Consider the following 20,213-nt stretch of genomic DNA (forward strand, 5'->3'; position numbering starts at 1 on the left):
ATTTGCTGAAAATCAGCGCTTGAGGCGACGTATCACCCAGACGATGACCAGCAGCGCCACGAGCGCGCCCGCGACCGGCGCCAGCCGCTTGAGCACCGGCTGCCCGGCGATCTCCAGCAGGTCCAGCGCCTCCTCGTCGGGCGTGCGCGAGGTGCGGACCGTCCCCGGCTCGCGGGCCGGCGCGACGTCAGGGGAGGGGGAGGGCACGGCCGTCAGGTGCCGCTCCTCCTCCTTGGCCGCCGCCTCCTCCCCGTTGACCGCCGCCGGCTCCTCGCCGACCGCCGCCACGGGTGCCGCGGGAGCCTCGGACGCCGCGGGAGCCTCGGACGCCTCGGACGTCTCGGGCCGCTCCTGCGGCTGCTCCTTCGGCTCGGACAGCAGCTCGGCCAGGTTGCCGGCGAACCGGTCCAGCAGCCGCGCGCCCACCTCGGAGATCACGCCCCGCCCGAACTGCGCGGGCCGCCCCGTCACGTGGAACGTCGTCTCCACGACCACCGCCGTGGCGTCCTCGCGCGGCGCCATGCGGGCCCTGACCGTGGCCGAGGCCGTGCCGGGGCCCCGGGCCTCCTTGCCCGACGCCTGGATGGTGAGCGCGTAGGAGTCCTTGTCCACGTCCTCGAACCTGGCCGAGCCGCGATAGGTGACGGTGATGGGGCCGACCTTGACCTTCATCCTGCCGGTGAACGTGTCACCCTCGTGGACGTCGAGCGTCGCCCCGGGCAGGCACGGCGCGACCCGCTCGACGTCGAGCAGCACGGCCCACGCCTGCTCGACCGGGACCGGGACAGTGAACTCGTGCTCGAACCGCATCGCCATCGATCCGCTCCTTCTGCCGATGGTTGCGACACTACGACGGCGCGGGGGCGCCCCGGAAGAGGCGCAGCGGGAGGCGCCCCCGCGATGGTCGTCAGGGCGCGCCCGCGGCCGCGCGTACCGCCCGGTGGGTCAGCACCCTCGCCAGGTGCCGGCGGTAGTCCGGCTGCCCGTGCAGGTCCGCCGGCGGATCGGTGTCGGCCGCCGCCTCCTCGCACGCCTGCCGCACCTGGTCACCCAGCTCCGCGCCCCGCAGCGCCGCCTCGGCCGCGTGGGCCCGCACCGGCGTCGGGCCCATGTTCGTCAGCCCGATCCTGGCCTCGGTGACCGAGCCGTCCGTCCGCCTGACCGCCGCCGCCACGCCGACGATCGCCCACGACTGCGCCGTCCGGTGGAACTTCTCGTAGTGGAAGCCCCAGCCCGCGCCCAGCTTCGGGATCCTCACCCCGGCCAGGATCTCCCCGGCGTCGAGCGCGGTCTCCAGGTAGTCGACGAAGAACGCGGCGGCGGGGATCTCCCGCTCGCCCCGCTCCGACCTGGCCACGAACACGCCGTCCAGCGCCAGCACCACCGCCGGCAGGTCGCCCGCCGGGTCGGCGTGCGCCAGCGAGCCGCCGAACGTGCCCCGGTGCCGGATCGCCGGATCCGCCACGTGCGCCGAGGCCATCGCCACCAGCGGGCAGCCGGCGTTGACCACCTCCGAGCGCACGACCTCGTCGTGCGTGGTCATCGCGCCGATGTAGACGTGGTCGCCGCGGTCGTGCACGCCCCGCAGCTCGGGCAGCCGCCCGACGTCCACCAGCCGTGACGGGTACGCCAGCCGCAGCCGCAGCAGCGGCAGCAACGACTGGCCGCCGGCCAGCACCTTGGCGTCCTCGTCCGCGGCCAGGGCCTGCGACGCCTCGGCGAGCGAGCCGGGCCGGACGTAGTCGAACTGCGCGGGGATCATCGGCGCGCTCCTTCCAGGGCCCGCCACACGCGCTCCGGCGTGCACGGCATCGGGACGTCGTGGACGCCGGACGGGCGCAGCGCGTCCACGACCGCGTTCACCACGGCCGGGGTCGAGGCGATCGTGCCGGCCTCGCCGACGCCCTTGACGCCGAGGGGGTTGCTGGTGGCCGGGGTCTCGGTCCTGTCGAGCTGGAACGCCGGCAGGTCGGCCGCCGTCGGCAGCAGGTAGTCGGCCATCGTGGTGGTGAGCAGGTTGCCGTCGGCGTCGTAGACGGCCTCCTCGTACAGGGCCTGCGCGATGCCCTGGGCGATGCCGCCGTGGACCTGGCCGTCGGCGATGAGCGGGTTCACCACCGTGCCGATGTCGTCCACGGCCACGTACGAGCGGATCCGCGCCATGCCCGTCTCGGTGTCCACCTCCACCGCGCACAGGTGGGTGCCGTGCGGGAAGGAGTAGTTCTCCGGGTCGAACGTGGCGTCGGAGTCGAGCCGCGCCTCCACCCCGTCGGGCAGGCTGTGGGCCGTGAACGCGGCGTAGGCCAGCTCCTGGATCGTGCGCTGCGCGTCCGTGCCTCGTACCTTGAACGCGCCGGCCTCGAACTCCAGGTCGTCGGGCGAGCACTCCAGCAGGTGCGCGGCCAGCGTGCGGGCCTTGTCCTTGACCTTCTCGCACGCCCTGAGCACGGCGATGCCGCCCACGACCAGCGAGCGCGAGCCGTAGGTGTCCATGCCCTTGTGCGCGATCGCGGTGTCGCCGTGCAGCACGGTGACGTCCTCGAACGGCACCCCGAGCGCGTCGGCCACGATCTGGCTCCAGGCCGTCACGTGGCCCTGCCCGTGCGGCGAGGACCCGGTGATCACCTCGACCTTGCCGGTGGGTAACATCCGCACCGACCCGTGCTCCCAGCCGCCCACGGCGTAGTTGGCCTCGCCCAGCAGCCGGGACGGGGCCAGCCCGCACATCTCCGTGTACGTGCTGATACCGATGCCGAGCTGCACCGGGTCGCCCCGGTCGCGCCGGTCGGCCTGCTCGGCGCGGAGCTTGTCGTAGCCGAACAGCGCCAGCGCCCTGTCGGTGGCCGCCTCGTAGTTGCCCGAGTCGTAGGTGAGCCCCGAGATCGTGGTGTAGGGGAACTCCTCGTGCCTGATCCAGTTGCGCCGCCGGACCTCCATCGGGTCCATGCCGAGCTCGGCGGCCAGCTCGTCCATCGTGCGCTCGATCGCGAACGTGGCCTCCGGCCGGCCCGCGCCCCGGTAGGCGTCGGTCGGCATCTTCGTGGTGAACACGCCCGTGCAGCCGAACGCGTAGGCGTCCATCTTGTAGATCGCGTTGAACAGCTGCGCGCCGAGCAGCGGGATGCCCGGCGTCACCAGCATCAGGTACGCGCCCATGTCGGCCAGCAGCTCCACCTGGAGGCCGCGCAGCCGCCCGTCGGCGTCGGCCGCCAGCCGGACGTGCTGGATCTGGTCCCGGCCGTGGTGCACGGTCAGGTTGCCCTCGGAGCGGCTCTCGGTCCACTTGACCGGGCGGCCGAGCCTGCGGGCGAGCAGCAGGCACAGCACCTCCTCGGCGGTGACCTGGAGCTTGGAGCCGAACCCGCCGCCCACGTCCGGCGCGATCACCCGGATGCGCTGCTCCGGGACGCCGGTGATCACGGCCAGCATGATCCGCAGGATGTGCGGGATCTGCGTGGACGACCACACCGTGTACGTGTCGCCGTCGGTGCCGACCGCGACCGCCCGCGGCTCCATCGCGCTCGGGATGAGGCGCTGCTGGACGTAGGTCCGGTCGATGACCACGGGCGCGTCCCTGAAGGCCGCCTCGACGTCCCCGGAGGCGAGGTTGAAGGTGTAGGCGCGGTTGCCCGCCTCGTGCACCTTGGGGCTGTCCGGCCGCAGCGCCTCGTTCATGTCGAGCACCGGGTCGAGCGGCTCGTAGTCGATCTCGATGGCCTCGACGGCGTCCGCCGCCCGGTAGCGGTCGGTCGCGACCACGCAGGCCACGGCCTCGCCCACGTACCGGACCTCGGAGACCGCCATCGGCGGGTGGTCGGGGATGACGATGTCCTCGCTCACCGGCCAGCCGCACGGCAGGCTGCCCTGCTCCCCGGCGAAGTCCTGGCCGCTGAAGGCCGCCACCACCCCGGGCAGACCGCGCGCCCCCGACACGTCCACCCTGGTGATCCTGGCGTGCGCCATCGGGCTGCGCAGGAACACCACGTGCAGCATGCCCGGCAGCGCCAGGTTGTCCGTCCACCTCGTGCGCCCCGTCAGCAGCCGCTGGTCCTCCTTGCGCCGGCGGGGCCGCCCGACCTCCTGGACGGTCATGGCGCGCTCACCGCCTGTCCCATCTCCTGCGCGCCCCGGCGCACGGCCCGGACGATGTTGCAGTAGCCGGTGCAACGGCACAGGTTGCCCTCCAGCCCCTGCCGGACGGTCTCCTCCGACGGGTCGGGGTCGTCACGCAGGAGGTCGATCGCCGCCATGACCATGCCGGGCGTGCAGTAGCCGCACTGCAGCGCGTGCTCTTCGTGGAAGGCCCGCTGCATCGGGTGCATCGAGCCGTTGGCACCCAGGCCCTCGATGGTGACGACCTCGCAGCCGTCGGCCTGGACGGCCAGCACCGAGCAGCTCTTCGCGCTCTTCCCGTCCAGCATGACGGTGCAGGCGCCGCAGTTGCTCGTGTCGCAGCCGATCGGGGTGCCGGTCTTGCCCAGGCGTTCTCGTAGCAGATGGACGAGCAGGAGCCGCGGCTCGACGTCCTCCTCGTAGGTGATCCCGTCCACGGTGACGGAGATGCGGGGCATACGTCCTCCCTCTCAGGAGCAGGGGAAAGGCGGACACCCCCGAAATTACGCTCGTGTTTCGCCCGGTCAAGGGTTACTTACCGCGAACCACCCGCGCCACGATCGCCACCAGGCCCGCGAAGGCCAGCCCTAGCATCAGCAGACCGATCAGGACCAGCGCGTCCGTGATCCCCCGGATCACCACCATGATCCCCAGAGCGATGAAGAGCAGCCCGCTCAGCAACGCCATCCAGTCGGTGCGGTGCACGCGCCGCGGCCGGTCCATCTCACGCGCCACGCCGCACCTCCATGTCACCGAGCCCGCCCTTCAGGTTGAGCACGAGCGTGGGGACCGCGCCCTTCGGCCTGGTCTCCGGCTCCAGCACCCGGTCCAGGCGGATGTCCACACCGCCCCTGATCGACTGGTCGATCGTGATGTCGCCGACCCGGTTGGCGGCGTGCACCTCCAGCCGCACCGAGGGCGGCACGATCACCTCCAGCGTGCCGACCGCGACCCTGGCCTCGACCGTCGCCCTCGTGCCCGGAGCCAGCTCCAGCTCCGACAGGTCCAGCCGGCCGTCGCCGACGCCGACGTCGTAGACCGGGGTCGCGCCCAGGTCGGCCAGCGTGACCGGGGACCACTCGGACGAGCCGACGTTGCGCGGGACGCCGCCCAGCATGAACCCGGCGCTCACCGCGAGCGCCACCGTGACGCCGGCGGCCACCAGCCCGGCGCCGCGCCCCCACCAGGCCGCCACCAGCAGGCCCGCGCCGATCGTGATGAGCATCGCGCCGCCGACGACGGTCGGGCTCACACCGGCGGCCGATCTGCTCTGGACCGCCACGACGATCCCTCCCATGATGATTGCCAGCAGGATGGTGATGCTGCCGATGAACGACTTGGGGCGCCGTTCGGGTTGCGGCCGGCGCGGGACGGGGCGGCCGTACAGGGCCGGGTCGTACGGCGAGTAGCCGCCGCCGGAGCGCCTGGCCGGGTCCAGGGGCCGATAGGGGCCGTTCGGGGCGAACGGCTCGCCGTAGGCGACGGTGGTCCTGGGCTGAGGCTGGGGCCGGAGCGGCTGGTACGGCGGCACGGGGTGCTCGGCCGTCACGGCGTCCGGGACCCGCGGCCGCGGCCCTGCCTCGGAACCCTCCCCGGGCCCGGCCGCGGGCGCCGGGGCGGGCTGGCCGGGGAGACCCGGCTGGATCGCCGTCGCACCCGCGACCGGCCCGCCCGCGCCTGGCTCACTCGCGACCGGTTCACCCGCAATCGGCTCACTCGCGACCGGTTCACCCGCAATCGGCTCACTCGCGACCGGTTCATCCGCAATCGGCTCACTCGCCACCGGCTCGCCCGCGCCTGGCTCGCCCGCGACCGTCGCACCCGCGACCGGCTCGCTCACCGGCGTCGGGACGGCGTGCAGCCAGGTCTCCTCGGCCGGGTGGACCGGAGGCGTGGGCGGGGGGCTGGTGTAGGACGGCGCGGGCCGCTCGGCCCGCGCCCGGCGGCCCAGCCGCTCCGGCATCGACCGGGCCAGCCCCAGCAGATCGACCCCGTTGGCGTGCGCGGCCAGCAGCGACACCGCCAGGAACACGCCCACCACGAGCGTCCCCGCGTCGATCCAGACCGTGGCCAGGTTGAGCCCCAGCCCGAACCCGAGCACCGCCGTCAGCAGCGCCATCACCGTCTCGGCGTCGAAGTCGCGCCGCGTCCACTGCTCGATGAGCCCCGGGCTGCCCGTGGGCTCCTTCATCAGCAGGAACGCCGCGATGTACAGGAAGAGCCCCACACCCGAGCCGAGCAGCAGCACGGCGAAGGCCACCCGGAACACCACCGGATCGATGCCCGTGTGCCGCCCGAGCCCCGAGCACACCCCCATGAGGATGCGCCCCTCACTGCTGCGCCGCAGTACGGTGGGGGGAGCGGCCGGTTCCCTGGGCGGAGCTTCTGTCATGGAACCATCGTGGCCCCACCGGCCCGCCGCCCGCATCCGGGAGACCCCTGACCCGACCCTGGGGGTCGTTCCCTGATGTCCGGCCCGCCCCCGACGTGTGACCATGGCAGTGTTATGGCTGACCAGAAGACACTCGCCGAGCCGGGCGCCGGCGGACAGGCGTCGTACCGGCGCATGATGCGCCCGATGGAGGGCCGCCTCGCCGGCGGGGTGGCCCAGGGGCTGGCGGCGCAGCTCAAGCTGGACCCCGTGGTGATCCGGCTGATGTTCGTGCTGCTCAGCGTCGTGGGCGGGGTCGGCATGGCGGCCTACGCGGTGCTGTGGATGATCACGCCCCGGGAGCCCTACGAGGGCCCGCCGCCGCAGCGCGACTGGAGCCAGCTCGCCGCGTTCACCGCGATCGGGGTGGCGCTGGCCGCGTTCGGCTGGGCGACGGGCGCCTCGGCGGGCGGCATCGGGATGTTGCCGTTCGCGGTGGGCGGCATCGGCGCGCTGATCCTGTGGCAGCAGGCCGATCCTGAACGGCGCCGGAGCTGGATGAGCGGGGCGGCGCTCAGCATCAGGAAGAACCGCGTGCGCACGCTGCTCGGCGTGGTGCTGGTGGTGATCGGCGCGGCCGGGTTCCTGTACTCGCAGGGCGAGCTGGCCCAGGCGCGTCCCGGCATGTTGTTCACCGTCGTGGTGGTGGGCGGCCTGGCGGTGATCGCCGCGCCCTGGCTGGCCGGCCTGTGGAAGGAGCTGCAGCTCGAACGGCGCGAGCGCATCAGGCAGGAGGAGCGCGCCGAGGTGGCCGCGATGGTGCACGACTCGGTGCTGCACACCCTGACGCTGATCCAGCGCGTCGCGCACGACCCGCGCGAGGTGGCCCGCCTGGCCCGCTCCCAGGAACGCGAGCTGCGCAACTGGCTCTACCAGCCGGCCCAGGACGCCGACGCGACGGTGGCGGCGGCCGTGCGCCGCATCGCGGCCGAGGAGGAGGACGCGCACGGCGTGCCGATCGAGGTGGTCTGCGTCGGTGACGTGGCCTTCGACTCGGGCGGGCGGCTCGGGGCCATGATGAAGGCGGCCCGGCAGGCGATGGTCAACGCCGCGAAATACTCTGAAAGCACCTCCATATCCGTCTACGCAGAAGTAGAGGGTGAAGAAGTCACGGTTTTCGTGAAGGATCGGGGCAAGGGCTTCGACCTCGACGCGGTGCCGCTCGACCGGATGGGGATCAGGGAGTCCATCATCGGGAGAATGGAACGGCATGGCGGCACGGCCCGGCTCCGCACCGAGCCGGGAGAGGGCACGGAAGTGATCCTGACGATGAAGGTGGAGAAAGAATGACGCGCGTGCTGATCGTCGACGATCACCGGCTGTTCCGCTCCGGCGTGCGCGCCGAGCTGGGCGACTCGATCGAGGTCGTGGGCGAGGCCGAGGACGTCGAGTCGGCGGTCAAGGCCATCGCCGGGCTCGAACCGGACGTGGTCCTGCTGGACGTGCACATGCCGGGCGGCGGCGGCCAGGAGGTCCTGCGCCGCGTGCTGGGCTCCGGCTCGCAGGTGCGCTTCCTCGCGCTGTCGGTGTCGGACGCCGCCGAGGACGTCATCGGCGTCATCCGGGGCGGCGCGCGCGGCTACGTCACCAAGAACATCAGCGGCAAGGAGCTGACCGACGCCATCCGCCGGGTGGCCGAGGGCGACGCGGTGTTCTCGCCGCGCCTGGCGGGGTTCGTGCTGGACGCGTTCGCCTCCACCGAGGCGCCCTCGATCGATCCCGAGCTGGACTCACTGACCCAGCGCGAGCGCGAGGTGCTGCGGCTGATCGCGCGCGGGTACGCGTACAAGGAGATCGCCAAGGAGCTGTTCATCTCGGTCAAGACCGTGGAGACGCACGTGTCGTCGGTGCTGCGCAAGCTGCAGCTGTCCAACCGCCACGAGCTGTCCCGCTGGGCCACCGCCCGCCGTCTGGTCTGAGGCCGAAAGGCCCTTTTTGGACCGTTACAAGAATGTTATAGCGGATCTGACGCCGAAACAGCCGTCTCAGTTGTCACACAGGAGGTAGAAGCTAGCACCACAGTCCAGGAGTAACCCCCTTGAAGCGCGTCATCCGGATATTTCCGGCTTTGGTCGCCTTGGTCGTCGCGACGGCCTGCGCGGCGGAGACCGCCCCCGTTCCCTCGGGCGACTCCCAGGCCGCCAGCCGGCCCCAGATCGCCGTCCCCGTCGCGGCCGCCACCACCCCGGCCGCCACGCCCCAGCCCACCAGGAAGATCAAGCTCGACATCGCGGACATCACTCCCATGGGGGAGAAGACCGAGAAGGTGGGCGTCGGCTTCCCGATCATCGTCACCTTCGACCGCGACGTGAAGCCCAGGGACCGCGCGACGGTCGAGGCGCTGCTGCAGGTGGAGTCGGACAAGCCCAACGAGGGCGCCTGGCGGTGGGTGTCGGCCCGCAAGGTCATCTACCGGACGAAGGCGTACTGGAAGCCGTACCAGAAGGTGCTGTTCACCGCGCGGCTGTCCGAGCTGCCCGGCAACACCGGCGCCAAGGACGTCTCCCGCCGCTTCGCCGTCGGCGCGCAGAACGTCTCGCTCGTCGACACCAAGAAGCACGTGATGAAGGTCTACCGCAACGGCAAGCTGGCCAAGAAGATCCCGATCAGCGCCGGCCGCGGCGGCCTGATCCGCAACGGTGTGGACGTCTACCTCACCACCAGCGGCGTGCACCTCACCATGGGCAAGAAGGCCGTGGAGACCATGACCTCCTCCTGGATGGGCGTGACGGACCCGAAGGACCCGCGCTACTACAAGGAGGAGATCCCCTGGGCCGTGCGGATCTCCGACAGCGGCGAGTACGTCCACCAGAGCGCCGGCTACTACCAGTACCTCGGCCGCTCCAACCAGAGCCACGGCTGCGTCCGCGCCACCCCCGAAGGCGCCAAGTGGTTCTACAACCTCGCCCAGCGCGGCGACGTCGTGAAGATCACCGGCACCAAGCGCAAGCTCCAGTGGAACAACGGCTGGAGCTACTGGCAGCTCAGCTACAGCCAGTGGAAGAAGGGCAGCGCCCTCTCGTAAGGGATCCCCGTGACGAAGGGGCGCGCCGCCGGCAGATCCTGGACGCCAGCGGCGCGCCCCTTTCCTCACAACTTTTCGAGAGGCGCGTACGCCAGCAGCAGCGTCTTCTCCCCGCCGCTGCCGAAGTCGACCTTGACCTTGGTGCGCTCGGCCACCCCGTCCACGGACACCACCGTGCCCAGCCCGAACTGGTCGTGCGTCACCCGGTCGCCGGGCGCCAGCGACGGCACCTTGCGCCCGCCCCCCGCGCCGCCCCTGGCCGGCGCCGGCCGGGCCGCGGGCTCCTTGCGGGTGGCGGCGCTCCACGCCGACTTCTCCGGGTCGGTGCGCCACTCGATGAGCGTGCCCGGCACCTCGCCGACGAAGCGCGAGGCGGGGTTGAACGACGGCGCCCCCCACGAGCTGCGCACGGCCGCCCGCGTCAGGTAGAGCCGCTTCTGTGCCCGGGTGATGCCGACGTAGGCCAGTCGCCGCTCCTCCTCCAGCTCCTTCGGCTCGCCCAGCGACCGCACGTGCGGGAAGACGCCGTCCTCCATGGCCGTCAGGAACACCACCGGGAACTCCAGGCCCTTGGCGGTGTGCAGGGTCATCAGCGTGACCACGCCCTGCCCGCCGTCGGAGTCGGGGATCTGGTCGGCGTCGGCCACCAGCGAGACCTGCTCCAGGAACTCCACCAGCGTGCCCTCGGGATTGGCCTCCTCGAACTCCGAGGCCACCGAGATCAGCTCGTTGAGGTTCTCCAGGCGGGACTCGTCCTGGGGGTCCTCCGACGCCTCCAGCTCGGCGCGGTAGCCGGTGGCCACCAGCACCTCCTCGGCCAGCGCCGACGGCGGCACCCCCTCGGCCTTGCCGATCAGCTCCTCCATCATCGCGACGAACTCGCGCACCGCGTTGAGCGAGCGCGTGGCCATGCCATAAGCCTCGTCGGCCCGCCGCAGCGCCTCCCAGTAGGTGATCCGCTCGCGCGAGGCCAGCGCCTCGATCATCGCCTCGGCGCGCTCCCCGATGCCCCGCTTGGGGACGTTGAGTATGCGCCGCAGCGACACCACGTCGCCCGGGTTGGCCAGCACCCGCAGGTAGGCCAGCAGGTCCTTGACCTCCTTGCGCTCGTAGAAGCGCACGCCCCCGACCACCTTGTAAGGCAGCCCGGTGCGGATGAAGATCTCCTCGAACACGCGGGAGGCGGCGTTGGTGCGGTAGAAGACCGCCACCTCGCTCGGCTTGACGCCCTCCTCGTCGCTCAGCCGGTCGACCTCCTGGGCCACGAACATGGCCTCGTCGTGCTCGTTGTCGGCGACGTAACCGACGATCTTGGGGCCGTCGCCCTGGTCGGACCAGAGGTTCTTCGGCTTGCGCGACTCGTTGCGGGAGATGACGGCGTTGGCCGCGGCCAGGATGTTCTGGGTGGAGCGGTAGTTCTGCTCCAGCAGGATCGTGCGGGCGTCGGGATAGTCGCGCTCGAACTCCAGGATGTTGCGGATCGTCGCGCCGCGGAAGGCGTAGATGGACTGGTCGGCGTCGCCCACCACGCACAGCTCGGACTGGCCCGTGCCGGAGCGCACCAGCTCGCCGTCGGCCGTGCGCAGCTCGGGGTGCCCCACCAGCTCCCTGATCAGGATGTACTGGGCGTGGTTGGTGTCCTGGTATTCGTCGACCAGGACGTGGCGGAAGCGCATCCGGTAGTGCTCGGCGACGTCGGGGAAGAGCTGGAACAACGTCACCGTGTTCATGATGATGTCGTCGAAGTCCATCGCCCCGGCCTCGGTGAGCTTGAGCTGATAGGACTTGTAGGCCTGCGCGAGCGTCTTCTCCAGGTGCGAGCCCGCTTTGTCGAGCGCCGTCTCGTAGTCGATCAGCTCGTTCTTGAAGTTGCTGACCTGCGCCGAGAACGAGCGCGGCGGATAGCGCTTGGGGTCGAGGTCCATCTCGCGGCAGACCATCGCCATGAGCCGCTGCGAGTCGGCCTGGTCGTAGATCGAGAAGCTGGAGGGGAACCCGAGCCGCTTGGCCTCGCGCCGCAGGATGCGCATGCACGCGCTGTGGAACGTCATCACCCACATCGCCCGCGACCGCGGCCCGATGAGCTTGTCGATGCGCTCCTTCATCTCCTTGGCGGCCTTGTTGGTGAACGTGATCGCCAGGATCTCGCCCGGATGCACGTCGCGCTCGGCCAGCAGGTAGGCGATGCGGTGGGTGAGCACCCGAGTCTTCCCCGACCCCGCTCCCGCCACGATGAGCAGCGGACTGCCGTGATGGAGCACGGCCTCGCGCTGTTGCGGGTTGAGACCGTCGAGCAAGGGGTGGTCAACAGAGACTTGGGTCGGCACCCACCTAGGTTAAGACGCTCCGCCGACAAACGGTGCCCGGAATGCCGTCCGCCGGGTGCCGGTTCTTCCACTCAGGAGAAAGATTGCGGGAGGAGAGCCATGCTGCCGGAGGCCGAGATCAACCGGGTGCTCGTCGTGACCGCGCATCCCGACGACGCCGACTTCGGCTCGGCGGGGAGCGTGGCGCTCTTCGTGGACCGGGGCGTGGAGGTGACGTATCTGCTGGTCACCGACGGCGACGCGGGCGGCAATGAGCGCACCCTGGACAACACGGGCATGGCCGAGCTGCGCAGGGCCGAGCAGCGCGCCGCGGCCAAGGCCGTGGGCGTGACGGACGTGCGCTTCCTCGGCCACCCGGACGGCCAGGTGGTGCCGTCGCTGGAGCTGCGGCGCTCCATCGCCCGGGTGATCCGCCAGGTCCGTCCCGACCTGGTGGTCACGCACCACCCCGACCGCAACTACCGCTTCATCGCGCCGAGCCACCCCGACCACCGCGCCGTCGGCGGCGCCACCCTGGACGCCGTCTACCCCGACGCCCGCAACCCGTACGCCTTCCCCGAGCTGCTGCTGGAGGAGGGCCTGGAGGCGTGGACCGTGCGCGAGGTCTGGCTGACCGGGGGCCCGGCACCCGACCACTACGTGGACATCACCGGCGTCCTCGACCGCAAGCTCGCGGCCCTGCAGGCGCACGTGAGCCAGGTCTCGCACGTGGAGGGGTTCGCCGAGACGGTCAAGGGCCGCTTCGCCGCCTGGGCCCGGCAGGCCGGCTTCGAGGAGGACCGCTACGCCGAGGCGTTCCAGGTCGTCCCCACGGCCTGACGGGGCCTTTCACGGGACGGAGCCGGGCGGCACCACCCAGAGCGCGGGCTGCCCGGTGACCTCGGAGATGACGTCGAAGTCCCGGTCGTAGTGCAGCACGGTCGCCCCGTGGACCTCCGCGCAGGCGGCGATGAGCAGGTCTCCCGGCCCGACGGTCCGGTGGTGCGACCCGCGCGCCAGCATCGCCTGGACGTCGAGGGCGCGCGCCCCCACCTCCTTCTCCGTGATGGACAGCAGCCGGAAGTCGTCGCGCAGGTGCCGGGTGTCCTGCGCGTAACCCCGCGGGTCGCGGGCGCTGAAGAGCACCTCCAGTTGCGTGACCTCGCAGACCGCCAGCATCTTGTCGAGCATGAGCGGCTTGAGCGCACGGGCCACCGCCGGGTGCGGCATGCGCGCCAGCGCGCTCTTGTCGATCAGGTAGACCACGCCCGTGGCTACCACGCTTGCTTCATCAGCTCCGGGTCCAGCAGGTCCGTGTTGTCCCGGGAACACCAGTACTCGAAGGCCTCGCGGCGCCTCGCCCGCCCGGCGACCTCCCTCAGGGCCGCGTCGATCGTCTCCTTCGTCGTCGAAGTGCCCAGCTCGTGCCGGGCCACTTCCAGGAGATCCTTGTCGATGTCGATGACCGTGCGCATGCGGCACCACCTCCGTGTCCTCCACCGGGTATCAGAAAAAATGATCTTGATATACGCGTTCCCCGCGACGGCACCGGCCGCGGGGGAACACGCTCGCAGGACGGTAAGGCATGGACATGAGAAACCTCTGGAACGGTCCAAGAACAGTGCAGGATCCTCACCCGTCGCGTAAGGATTCCCCTCCCGCGGATGATCGCGGGAGGCGCGGGCGGCCGGCTTACTTCGCCTTCGCGGCAATGCGCGCGAACAGGTAGCCCAGGGAGTTGGTGGACAGATGCACCATCACCGGCGCCAGCAGGCCGCGGCGCCGGCGCAGCTCGCAGAACAGCACCCCGGCCGCCGCCGTGGACACCACGCTCCCCGCCACCACCCGGGCCGTGTCGAGGTGACCGGGCGACTCACCGGCGGTCAGGGCGCCGAGGGCCGGGTTGGCGCGGGCCATGTCGACGGCCGGCAGGATGTGCCACAGGCCGAACAGGGCCGAGGAGAGCGCCGTGGCCGCCGCCGTGCCGTGCCGGCGGCGCAGCATGGCGTAGAGGGCGCCGCGGAAGCCGACCTCCTCCAGCAGGACCGTGCCCAGCGGGACCTGGACCAGGGCCTCCTCCAGGACGCGGGCGCGGGAGAGCGACAGGGCGCGCTCGTCGTGGAAGAGCGGCCTCGTGCGCGGCAGCGCGACGCCGGCCGCGTAGCCGGCGGCCACCACGCCCGCCAGGACGCCGCCCGTGACCGCGCCGCGCCGCCCGTGCTCGAACCCCATCTCCTCCCACGACAGGCCCGACCTGCGGGCCATCGCCACGAGGGCGGCGGTCGCGAGGGCGGAGGACAGGGGGCCCAGGCGGGGGGCGACCTTGTTGTTCATGATGTTGGCGGCGGCGAGCACGGCGACCGATGGGAGGATCATCCTTGCAGGCTACGCCGCCGCCCGCCGGTCAGGAGGCGGCGGAGCCGCGCCAGCCGGCCGGGAAGCGGGAACGGCGGCGCTCCTGCGGGGTGAGGCCGCCCCAGATGCCCTCCGGCTCGCCGGCTCTCAGCGCGTACGAGCGGCACTCCTGCAGCACCTGGCAGCCCGCGCAGACCGCTTTGGCCCGCGCCTCCTGGAGGGGTGAGGGGGCCAGGGGGAAGAAGAGGTCAGGGTCGCTGGACCTGCACGCCCCCCGGCGCAGCCAGCCGATCTCCGCCGATTGCATGGTCCAACGGTACGGCCCAGTCATGATCGTCCACATCATCCTGCGGGTTGATCGGCGCGTACACCCACGGGCTACCGGCGGGCCACCCGCGCGCGGGCGCGGTCGATGGACGCCCTCAGCAGGCGTCCACCCCGCTCCGGTACCCCCGGGCGAACGACGACTGCCGCTGCTCGGCGGTGCCGTGGGCGGACGGGTTCAGCCAGTCGTCCGTGGGGTCGCCGGCCGCCGCCAGGCTCAGCAGCAACTCGTCCTCGTCCCCCTCCTCGGCGCGCAGCGCGCCCGAGCTCACCAGGGCCGACAGGGTGCCACCCGCGTAGCAGTCGGCCTGCAGCTCGGCCTGGACGTTGAGCTGGAAGCCGGAGCGGAGCTGGGCCTGGATCGAGTGCCCGAACTCGTGCGGGATGATCACGTACACCGAGCCGTCGCCCATCTCGGTCCACAGCCCCTCCATCCAGCTCCGGTCGTAGGCGATGAAGTGGCCCGCGGGGCAGTAGAAGGCGTTGTTGGGGACGGCGGGCTGGTCGCCGCAGCTCGGCCCGGCGGAGCCGGAGTAGGGGACGAAGTCGGTGATGGGCCGGTAGGTCCGGCCGAGCCGGGCGAACTGCTGCTTCCAGTACTCCTCGGTCAGCGTCCGCGCCGTGCGGATGTCGTCGTCGAAGGAGTCGTCGCCTTGCGGGTCCATCGACGGGGCCCGGGACACGCCGCAGGACAGGACGGTGGCCGACAGGGCGAGGAGGGTGAGGAGGGCCAGCAGCGGACGGAGGAGCGCACGAGTCACCCGCTCACACTTCCCACGTGTGCACGGGCTCATTCGTATGCATACGCCCGATGTAGTCGAGCGTCATGGCCCGCAGCGCCTCGTGCCGGTCGCCGCCGCCCTCCGCGCGCACCCGCCGCACCTGCCAGTCCGCGCCGGTGACCCCGCTCAGGCAGCGCGCCTCGATGATGCCCAGCAGCCGGTCGGCGACGGCGCCGTCCACGCCCCACAGGGACAGCCCCTCGTGCGCCATCGGCAGCAGCCGGCGCAGGATCAGCTCGGACGCGGGCACCTCGCCCAGCCCCGGCCAGTAAAGCCGCGCGTCAAGGCCGTGCCGGGCGGCCGTGGCCAGGTTCTCCTGCGCCGCGTGGAACGACATCTGGCTCCAGACCGGCCGCTCGTCGTGGGGCAGCACGCGCATCAGGCCGTAGTAGAAGGCGGCGTTGGCGGCGACGTCGGCGACGGTGGGCCCGGCGGGCAGGACGCGGTTCTCCACCCGCAGGTGCGGCAGGCCGTCCACGACCGCGTACACGGGCCGGTTCCAGCGGTAGATCGTGCCGTTGTGCAGGGTCAGCTCGTGGAGCTGGGGGATGCGGCCCCGCTCCAGCTCGGCGCGCGGGTCCTCGTCCTCGCAGAGGGGCAGCAGCGCCGGGTAGTAGGTGACGTTCTCCTCGAACAGGTCGAAGACGCTGGTGATCCACCGCTCCCCGAACCACACGCGCGGCCGCACGCCCTGCGCCTTCAGCTCGGCCGGGCGCGTGTCGGTGGCCTGCTCGAACAGGGCGATCCTGGTCTCCTGGTGGAGCTGCTTGCCGAACAGGTAGGGGGAGTTGGCCGCGACGGCGACCTGCGCGCCCGCGATGGTCTGGGCGGCGTTCCAGTGCGCGGCGAACGCCTCCGGGCTGACCTGCAGGTGGAGCTGGACGCTCGTGCAGGCGGCCTCGGGCGTGATGCTGTCGGCGTGGACGTCGAGGCGTTCCGCGCCCTCGATGCACAGGTGCAGGTCCTCGCCGCGGGCGGCGAAGATCTGCTCGTTGAGCAGCCGGTAGCGGGGGTTGGCGGACAGCGAGCCCTCCTCGACGTCCCGCTCGCGCAGGGTGGGGAGGATGCCGACCAGCATGAGGTGGCCGCCCCGGGAGCGGGCGCGCTCCTCGGCGTGGTTCAGCCGGGCGCGTACGTCCTCCTCCAGGCGCCGCGCGCCGTCGCCGCCCAGCTCCTGCGGCTCGATGTTGATCTCGATGTTGAACTGGCCCAGCTCCGTGGCCCAGTCGGGGCGCTCGATGGCGGCCAGCACCTCGGCGTTGCACATGGCGGCGTCGCCGCGGCCGTCCACGATGTTGAGCTCGATCTCCAGGCCGGCGAGGGGGCGTTCGAGCTCGAAGCGGGACTCGCGCAACATCTGGGCGAAGACGTCGAGGCAGCGCCGTACCTTCTCGCGATACCTGCGGCGGTCCTCACGGCTGAACACCACGACCGGAACGTCCCTGCCCATATCATGCAATGTCGCATGCGAATGTCCGCAAGACCAGGCCATACGCGCTGATTTTGCTGGGCGGCAGATATTCGTCCGAAAATCAAGATATAGCGCCGCCCTCTCCCCGCGAGAACATCCCGGCGACGGGGACGAGGAGAGGACGGGCGCCGGGAACCTCAGTACGCGTAGACGTCGAAGGCGCTCTGCGGGATCTCCTCCGGCACGTCGCTGCCCTCTTCGAGGTCCTTGGCGTCGATCCAGACGCTCTTGGACGGCGCCTTGATGGTGACCCGGGAGCCCCAGCCGGTGTAACGCGTCTCGGTGCTGCCGGTGGTCTTGCCGAGCAGGCCGAAGTCCAGCGTCCAGGTGGTCTGCAGCCGGGAGACCAGGCCCTTGCTGTTCACGCCGAGGGCGTACCCGATCCTGATCTTGCTGATGGAGCCCTTGAGCTTGCTGCCGTAGAGCTTGGCGATCTCCTTGTAGGTGATCTCACCCTTGTACGTGCCGCCCTTGAAGCTCTTGGCCTTGGAGACCAGAGCCTTCAGCACCTTCGGCTCGAAGATGTCGAGCGGCTGGTTGAGCGTGGTGCCGGCCATGGCGTCGGGGTAACGCACCCACTTCTTGCCCTCGGGCAGGTTCTCGCTGTAAATGCCTCCCTGCGCGTAGGAGTGACCGCCCACCACGATCATCCGGCCGGGGGTCAGGGAAGAACCGCGCCGGCCTTTGGTGGAAACGTCGCTGGCGACGATTCCCTTCGCGCCGAAGGCGAGCCGGCCGCTCGTCCGCTCGGTGCCGGCGGTCTTCCCGTTCACCGTGGTGCGGCTGACCTCGGTGAAACGCACCCCGTGACCGGGCACGTACTGCTTCTGCAGCGCCTTGACCGGCTCCACGGGGGCGGCCTGGGCGGCGGGCGCGCCGGCCACCAGCGTCGCGGCGCAGGCCATCGCCAGGCCGGCGAGAATTCTCTTCATGGGATTCCCTTGAATCGGTTATTGAGGGGACCAGGAATCCTGCCAATGGAAGATCACGAAGATATATCGGCCTCCGCACGCCGGGCGGAGGATTCGGTGCACATTTCGTGCAGTGGGCCACCCGGCCTCCTGGCGGCGGAAGTGAGATGACCGTCACAGAATGGGAGAACCACGACCCGATGACCTGGGCAGGTCAAGCTTCGGGCTAGGCTTCACTGGCGGAAACGCCCGGCACGCACGGGGTTGCCCGGGCCGTCGAACATCAGTCGGACAAGCAAGGACGGACCCTCGTGGACCTGTTCGAACATCAGGCGAAGGAGCTCTTCGCTGACTACGGCATCCCGGTGCCGCGCGGCATCGTCGCCAACACCGTGGAGGAGGTGCGGGCGGCCGCGGCGCAGCTGACCGGCCGCGTCGTCGTCAAGGCCCAGGTCAAGACCGGTGGCCGGGGCAAGGCCGGTGGCGTGAAGGTGGCCGACGACGCCGCCGACGCCGTCGAGAAGGCCACCGCCATCCTGGGCATGGACATCAAGGGCCACACGGTCCACAAGGTGCTCGTCGAGGAGGCCAGCGCGATCGCGGAAGAGTACTACTTCTCCTTCCTGCTCGACCGCGCCAACCGCACCTTCCTCGCCATCTGCTCCGCCGCCGGTGGCATGGACATCGAAGAGGTCGCCCACACCACCCCCGAGAAGGTCGCCAAGGTGCCGGTCTCGGCGCTGACCGGCGTCGACCGCGCGAAGGCCCGCGAGATCGCGCAGGCCGGCGGCCTGCCGGAGCGGGCGCTCGACGGCGCGGCCGAGCTCATCGAGAAGCTGTGGCACTGCTTCGTCGACGAGGACGCCACGCTCGTCGAGGTCAACCCCATGATCCTGTCTGCCGACGGCCAGGTGAAGGCGCTCGACGGCAAGGTCACGCTCGACGACAACGCGGCCTTCCGCCAGGCCGACCACGAGGCGCTGGCCGACAAGGCCGCCGAGGACCCCCTTGAGGCGCGGGCCAAGGAGAAGGACCTCAACTACGTCAAGCTCGACGGCGACGTCGGCATCATCGGCAACGGCGCGGGCCTGGTCATGTCCACCCTCGACGTCGTCGCCTACGCCGGTGAGGCGTTCCCCGGCAAGCCGTCCCCGGCGAACTTCCTCGACATCGGCGGCGGCGCCTCGGCCGAGGTCATGGCCGCCGGCCTGGAGATCATCCTCTCCGACCCCGACGTCAAGTCGATCTTCGTGAATGTCTTCGGCGGCATCACCGCCTGCGACGCCGTCGCCAACGGCATCGTCGCGGCGTTCAAGCTGCTGGAGAGCCGTGGCGAGGCCGTGACCCACCCGCTGGTGGTCCGCCTCGACGGCAACAACGCCCAGCTCGGGCGGCAGATTCTGGCCGACGCCGCGCTCCCGCGCGTCGAGCTGGTGGACACGATGGACGAAGCGGCCAAGCGTGCCGCCGAGCTCGCTGCGGTAGGTGCGTGACTGATGGCCATCTGGTTGACGGAAAACAGCAAGATCATCGTTCAGGGCATGACCGGCGGCGAGGGCACCAAGCACACCCGCCGCATGCTCGCCTCCGGTGCCAAGGTCGTCGGCGGCGTCAACGCCCGCAAGGCCGGCATCACCCACGAGGGCCTGCCGGTGTTCGGCACGGTCAAGGAGGCCGTGGAGCGCACCGGCGCCGACGTGTCGGTCGTCTTCGTGCCGCCGGCCCACGCCAAGGCCGCCGTCAAGGAGGCCGTCGACGCCGAGATCCCGCTCTGCGTGGTCATCACCGAGGGCATCCCGGTGCACGACTCCACCGAGTTCTGGGCCTACGCCGTCGCGAAGGGCAACAAGACCCGCATCATCGGCCCCAACTGCCCCGGCATCGCCTCGCCCGGCGCCTCCAACGCCGGCATCATCCCCGCCGACATCACCACCGCCGGCCGCATCGGCCTGGTCTCGAAGTCCGGCACCCTGACCTACCAGCTCATGTACGAGCTGCGCGACATCGGCTTCTCCACCTGCGTCGGCATCGGCGGTGACCCGGTCATCGGCACCACCCACATCGACGCGCTCCAGGCGTTCCAGGAGGACCCGGAGACCGACGCCATCGTCATGATCGGCGAGATCGGCGGCGACGCCGAGGAGCGGGCCGCGGCCTACATCGAGCAGCACGTCACCAAGCCCGTGGTCGCCTACGTGGCCGGCTTCACCGCCCCCGAAGGCAAGACGATGGGCCACGCCGGGGCCATCGTGTCCGGCTCGGCCGGCACCGCCCAGGCCAAGAAGGAGGCCCTGGAGAAGGTCGGCGTCCGCGTCGGCAAGACGCCGTCGGAGACGGCGCGCCTGATGCGCGAGGTCATGCGGTCCCGCTGACCCCTGCCACCACGCCGCGAGCCCCGCACGACCCCCCGTCGCGCGGGGCTCGCGCCGTCACGGGCAAGCGGGTCACGGCCGTGCGGGTCGTGGCGGGCCTTGAGGGCGCGCAGGGGCGGAAGC

Annotated in this window: 20 protein-coding genes; 6 read left to right on the forward strand and 14 right to left on the reverse strand. The window is 71.2% G+C overall.

Translation table 11 applies throughout. The features are described 5' to 3' along the window. Positions 1-12: 12 nt before the first annotated feature. From AB0H75_RS00655 to AB0H75_RS00680, 6 genes are all read right to left on the reverse strand, one after another. Positions 13-816, reverse strand: a complete 804-nt coding sequence (locus AB0H75_RS00655; protein WP_367787836.1) for an SRPBCC family protein — start codon at positions 814-816, stop codon at positions 13-15. 91 nt (positions 817-907) lie between these two features. Next, positions 908-1,762, reverse strand: a complete 855-nt coding sequence (locus AB0H75_RS00660; protein WP_367787838.1) for a xanthine dehydrogenase family protein subunit M — start codon at positions 1,760-1,762, stop codon at positions 908-910. Next, a complete protein-coding gene (locus tag AB0H75_RS00665) occupies positions 1,759-4,092 on the reverse strand; it encodes a xanthine dehydrogenase family protein molybdopterin-binding subunit (RefSeq protein WP_367787841.1) in 2,334 nt (777 codons plus the stop codon). The genes AB0H75_RS00660 and AB0H75_RS00665 overlap by 4 nt, the downstream gene beginning before the upstream one ends. Beyond that, positions 4,089-4,571: a (2Fe-2S)-binding protein gene (locus AB0H75_RS00670; protein WP_367787843.1), complete on the reverse strand. Its 483-nt coding sequence runs from the start codon at positions 4,569-4,571 to the stop codon at positions 4,089-4,091. Before AB0H75_RS00670 ends, AB0H75_RS00665 begins: the two co-directional genes overlap by 4 nt. Before the next feature lie 73 nt (positions 4,572-4,644). Beyond that, on the reverse strand, positions 4,645-4,848 hold the full coding sequence (locus tag AB0H75_RS00675; RefSeq protein WP_367787846.1) for a hypothetical protein: 204 nt from the start codon (positions 4,846-4,848) through the stop codon (positions 4,645-4,647). Next, positions 4,838-6,505 carry a PspC domain-containing protein gene (locus AB0H75_RS00680; RefSeq protein WP_367787849.1) on the reverse strand — a complete coding sequence of 556 codons (1,668 nt, stop codon included), beginning with the start codon at positions 6,503-6,505 and terminating at the stop codon, positions 4,838-4,840. Before AB0H75_RS00680 ends, AB0H75_RS00675 begins: the two co-directional genes overlap by 11 nt. A 114-nt stretch (positions 6,506-6,619) precedes the next feature. Between AB0H75_RS00680 and AB0H75_RS00685 the strand changes: the two genes are divergently transcribed. The 3 genes from AB0H75_RS00685 to AB0H75_RS00695 all read left to right on the forward strand — a co-directional run bounded on the left by AB0H75_RS00685 (position 6,620) and on the right by AB0H75_RS00695 (position 9,569). After that, positions 6,620-7,834, forward strand: coding sequence for a PspC domain-containing protein (locus tag AB0H75_RS00685; RefSeq protein WP_367787852.1), 1,215 nt, complete (start codon positions 6,620-6,622; stop codon positions 7,832-7,834). After that, positions 7,831-8,463 carry a response regulator gene (locus AB0H75_RS00690; protein WP_367787855.1) on the forward strand — a complete coding sequence of 211 codons (633 nt, stop codon included), beginning with the start codon at positions 7,831-7,833 and terminating at the stop codon, positions 8,461-8,463. The genes AB0H75_RS00685 and AB0H75_RS00690 overlap by 4 nt, the downstream gene beginning before the upstream one ends. Before the next feature lie 149 nt (positions 8,464-8,612). After that, the gene (locus AB0H75_RS00695) at positions 8,613-9,569 is read left to right on the forward strand and encodes a L,D-transpeptidase (protein ID WP_367787857.1); all 957 of its coding nucleotides are present in this window, start codon (positions 8,613-8,615) and stop codon (positions 9,567-9,569) included. Between the two features lie 65 nt (positions 9,570-9,634). Here AB0H75_RS00695 and pcrA read toward each other — a convergent pair whose 3' ends face one another. Then, positions 9,635-11,866, reverse strand: coding sequence for a DNA helicase PcrA (gene pcrA / locus AB0H75_RS00700; RefSeq protein WP_367790446.1), 2,232 nt, complete (start codon positions 11,864-11,866; stop codon positions 9,635-9,637). A 129-nt stretch (positions 11,867-11,995) separates the two neighbouring features. On the opposite strand from pcrA, the gene AB0H75_RS00705 reads away from it, so the two are divergent. Continuing rightward, positions 11,996-12,715, forward strand: a complete 720-nt coding sequence (locus tag AB0H75_RS00705; protein ID WP_367787861.1) for a PIG-L deacetylase family protein — start codon at positions 11,996-11,998, stop codon at positions 12,713-12,715. Positions 12,716-12,724: 9 nt separating this feature from the next. Here the strand turns inward: AB0H75_RS00705 and AB0H75_RS00710 are convergent, their stop codons facing one another. From AB0H75_RS00710 to AB0H75_RS00740, 7 genes are all read right to left on the reverse strand, one after another. Beyond that, positions 12,725-13,156 carry a PIN domain nuclease gene (locus AB0H75_RS00710; RefSeq protein ID WP_367787864.1) on the reverse strand — a complete coding sequence of 144 codons (432 nt, stop codon included), beginning with the start codon at positions 13,154-13,156 and terminating at the stop codon, positions 12,725-12,727. Beyond that, positions 13,150-13,350, reverse strand: a complete 201-nt coding sequence (locus AB0H75_RS00715; protein WP_367787865.1) for a type II toxin-antitoxin system VapB family antitoxin — start codon at positions 13,348-13,350, stop codon at positions 13,150-13,152. Before AB0H75_RS00715 ends, AB0H75_RS00710 begins: the two co-directional genes overlap by 7 nt. 217 nt (positions 13,351-13,567) lie before the next feature. Next, entirely contained in the window at positions 13,568-14,251 is a 684-nt protein-coding gene (locus tag AB0H75_RS00720) for a CPBP family glutamic-type intramembrane protease (protein WP_367787867.1), read from the reverse strand. 28 nt (positions 14,252-14,279) lie between these two features. Further along, positions 14,280-14,537, reverse strand: a complete 258-nt coding sequence (locus tag AB0H75_RS00725) for a WhiB family transcriptional regulator (RefSeq protein WP_367787869.1) — start codon at positions 14,535-14,537, stop codon at positions 14,280-14,282. A 115-nt stretch (positions 14,538-14,652) separates the two neighbouring features. Continuing rightward, positions 14,653-15,315: a neutral zinc metallopeptidase gene (locus AB0H75_RS00730; RefSeq protein WP_367787871.1), complete on the reverse strand. Its 663-nt coding sequence runs from the start codon at positions 15,313-15,315 to the stop codon at positions 14,653-14,655. Positions 15,316-15,319: 4 nt separating this feature from the next. Then, entirely contained in the window at positions 15,320-16,786 is a 1,467-nt protein-coding gene (locus tag AB0H75_RS00735; RefSeq protein WP_367787873.1) for a glutamate--cysteine ligase, read from the reverse strand. A 158-nt stretch (positions 16,787-16,944) separates the two neighbouring features. Further along, a complete protein-coding gene (locus AB0H75_RS00740; protein WP_367787875.1) occupies positions 16,945-17,739 on the reverse strand; it encodes a hypothetical protein in 795 nt (264 codons plus the stop codon). Positions 17,740-18,029: 290 nt separating this feature from the next. Here AB0H75_RS00740 and sucC point away from each other — a divergent pair, with 290 nt between their 5' ends. Together sucC and sucD are read left to right on the forward strand one after the other, a co-directional pair. Next, a complete protein-coding gene (gene sucC, locus AB0H75_RS00745) occupies positions 18,030-19,211 on the forward strand; it encodes an ADP-forming succinate--CoA ligase subunit beta (protein ID WP_367787877.1) in 1,182 nt (393 codons plus the stop codon). 3 nt (positions 19,212-19,214) lie between these two features. Beyond that, positions 19,215-20,090 carry a succinate--CoA ligase subunit alpha gene (gene sucD, locus AB0H75_RS00750; RefSeq protein ID WP_367787878.1) on the forward strand — a complete coding sequence of 292 codons (876 nt, stop codon included), beginning with the start codon at positions 19,215-19,217 and terminating at the stop codon, positions 20,088-20,090. Positions 20,091-20,213 lie beyond the last annotated feature (123 nt).

Origin of the sequence: Nonomuraea sp. NPDC050783 (assembly GCF_040802095.1) — a bacterium.
Lineage (GTDB): Bacteria > Actinomycetota > Actinomycetes > Streptosporangiales > Streptosporangiaceae > Nonomuraea.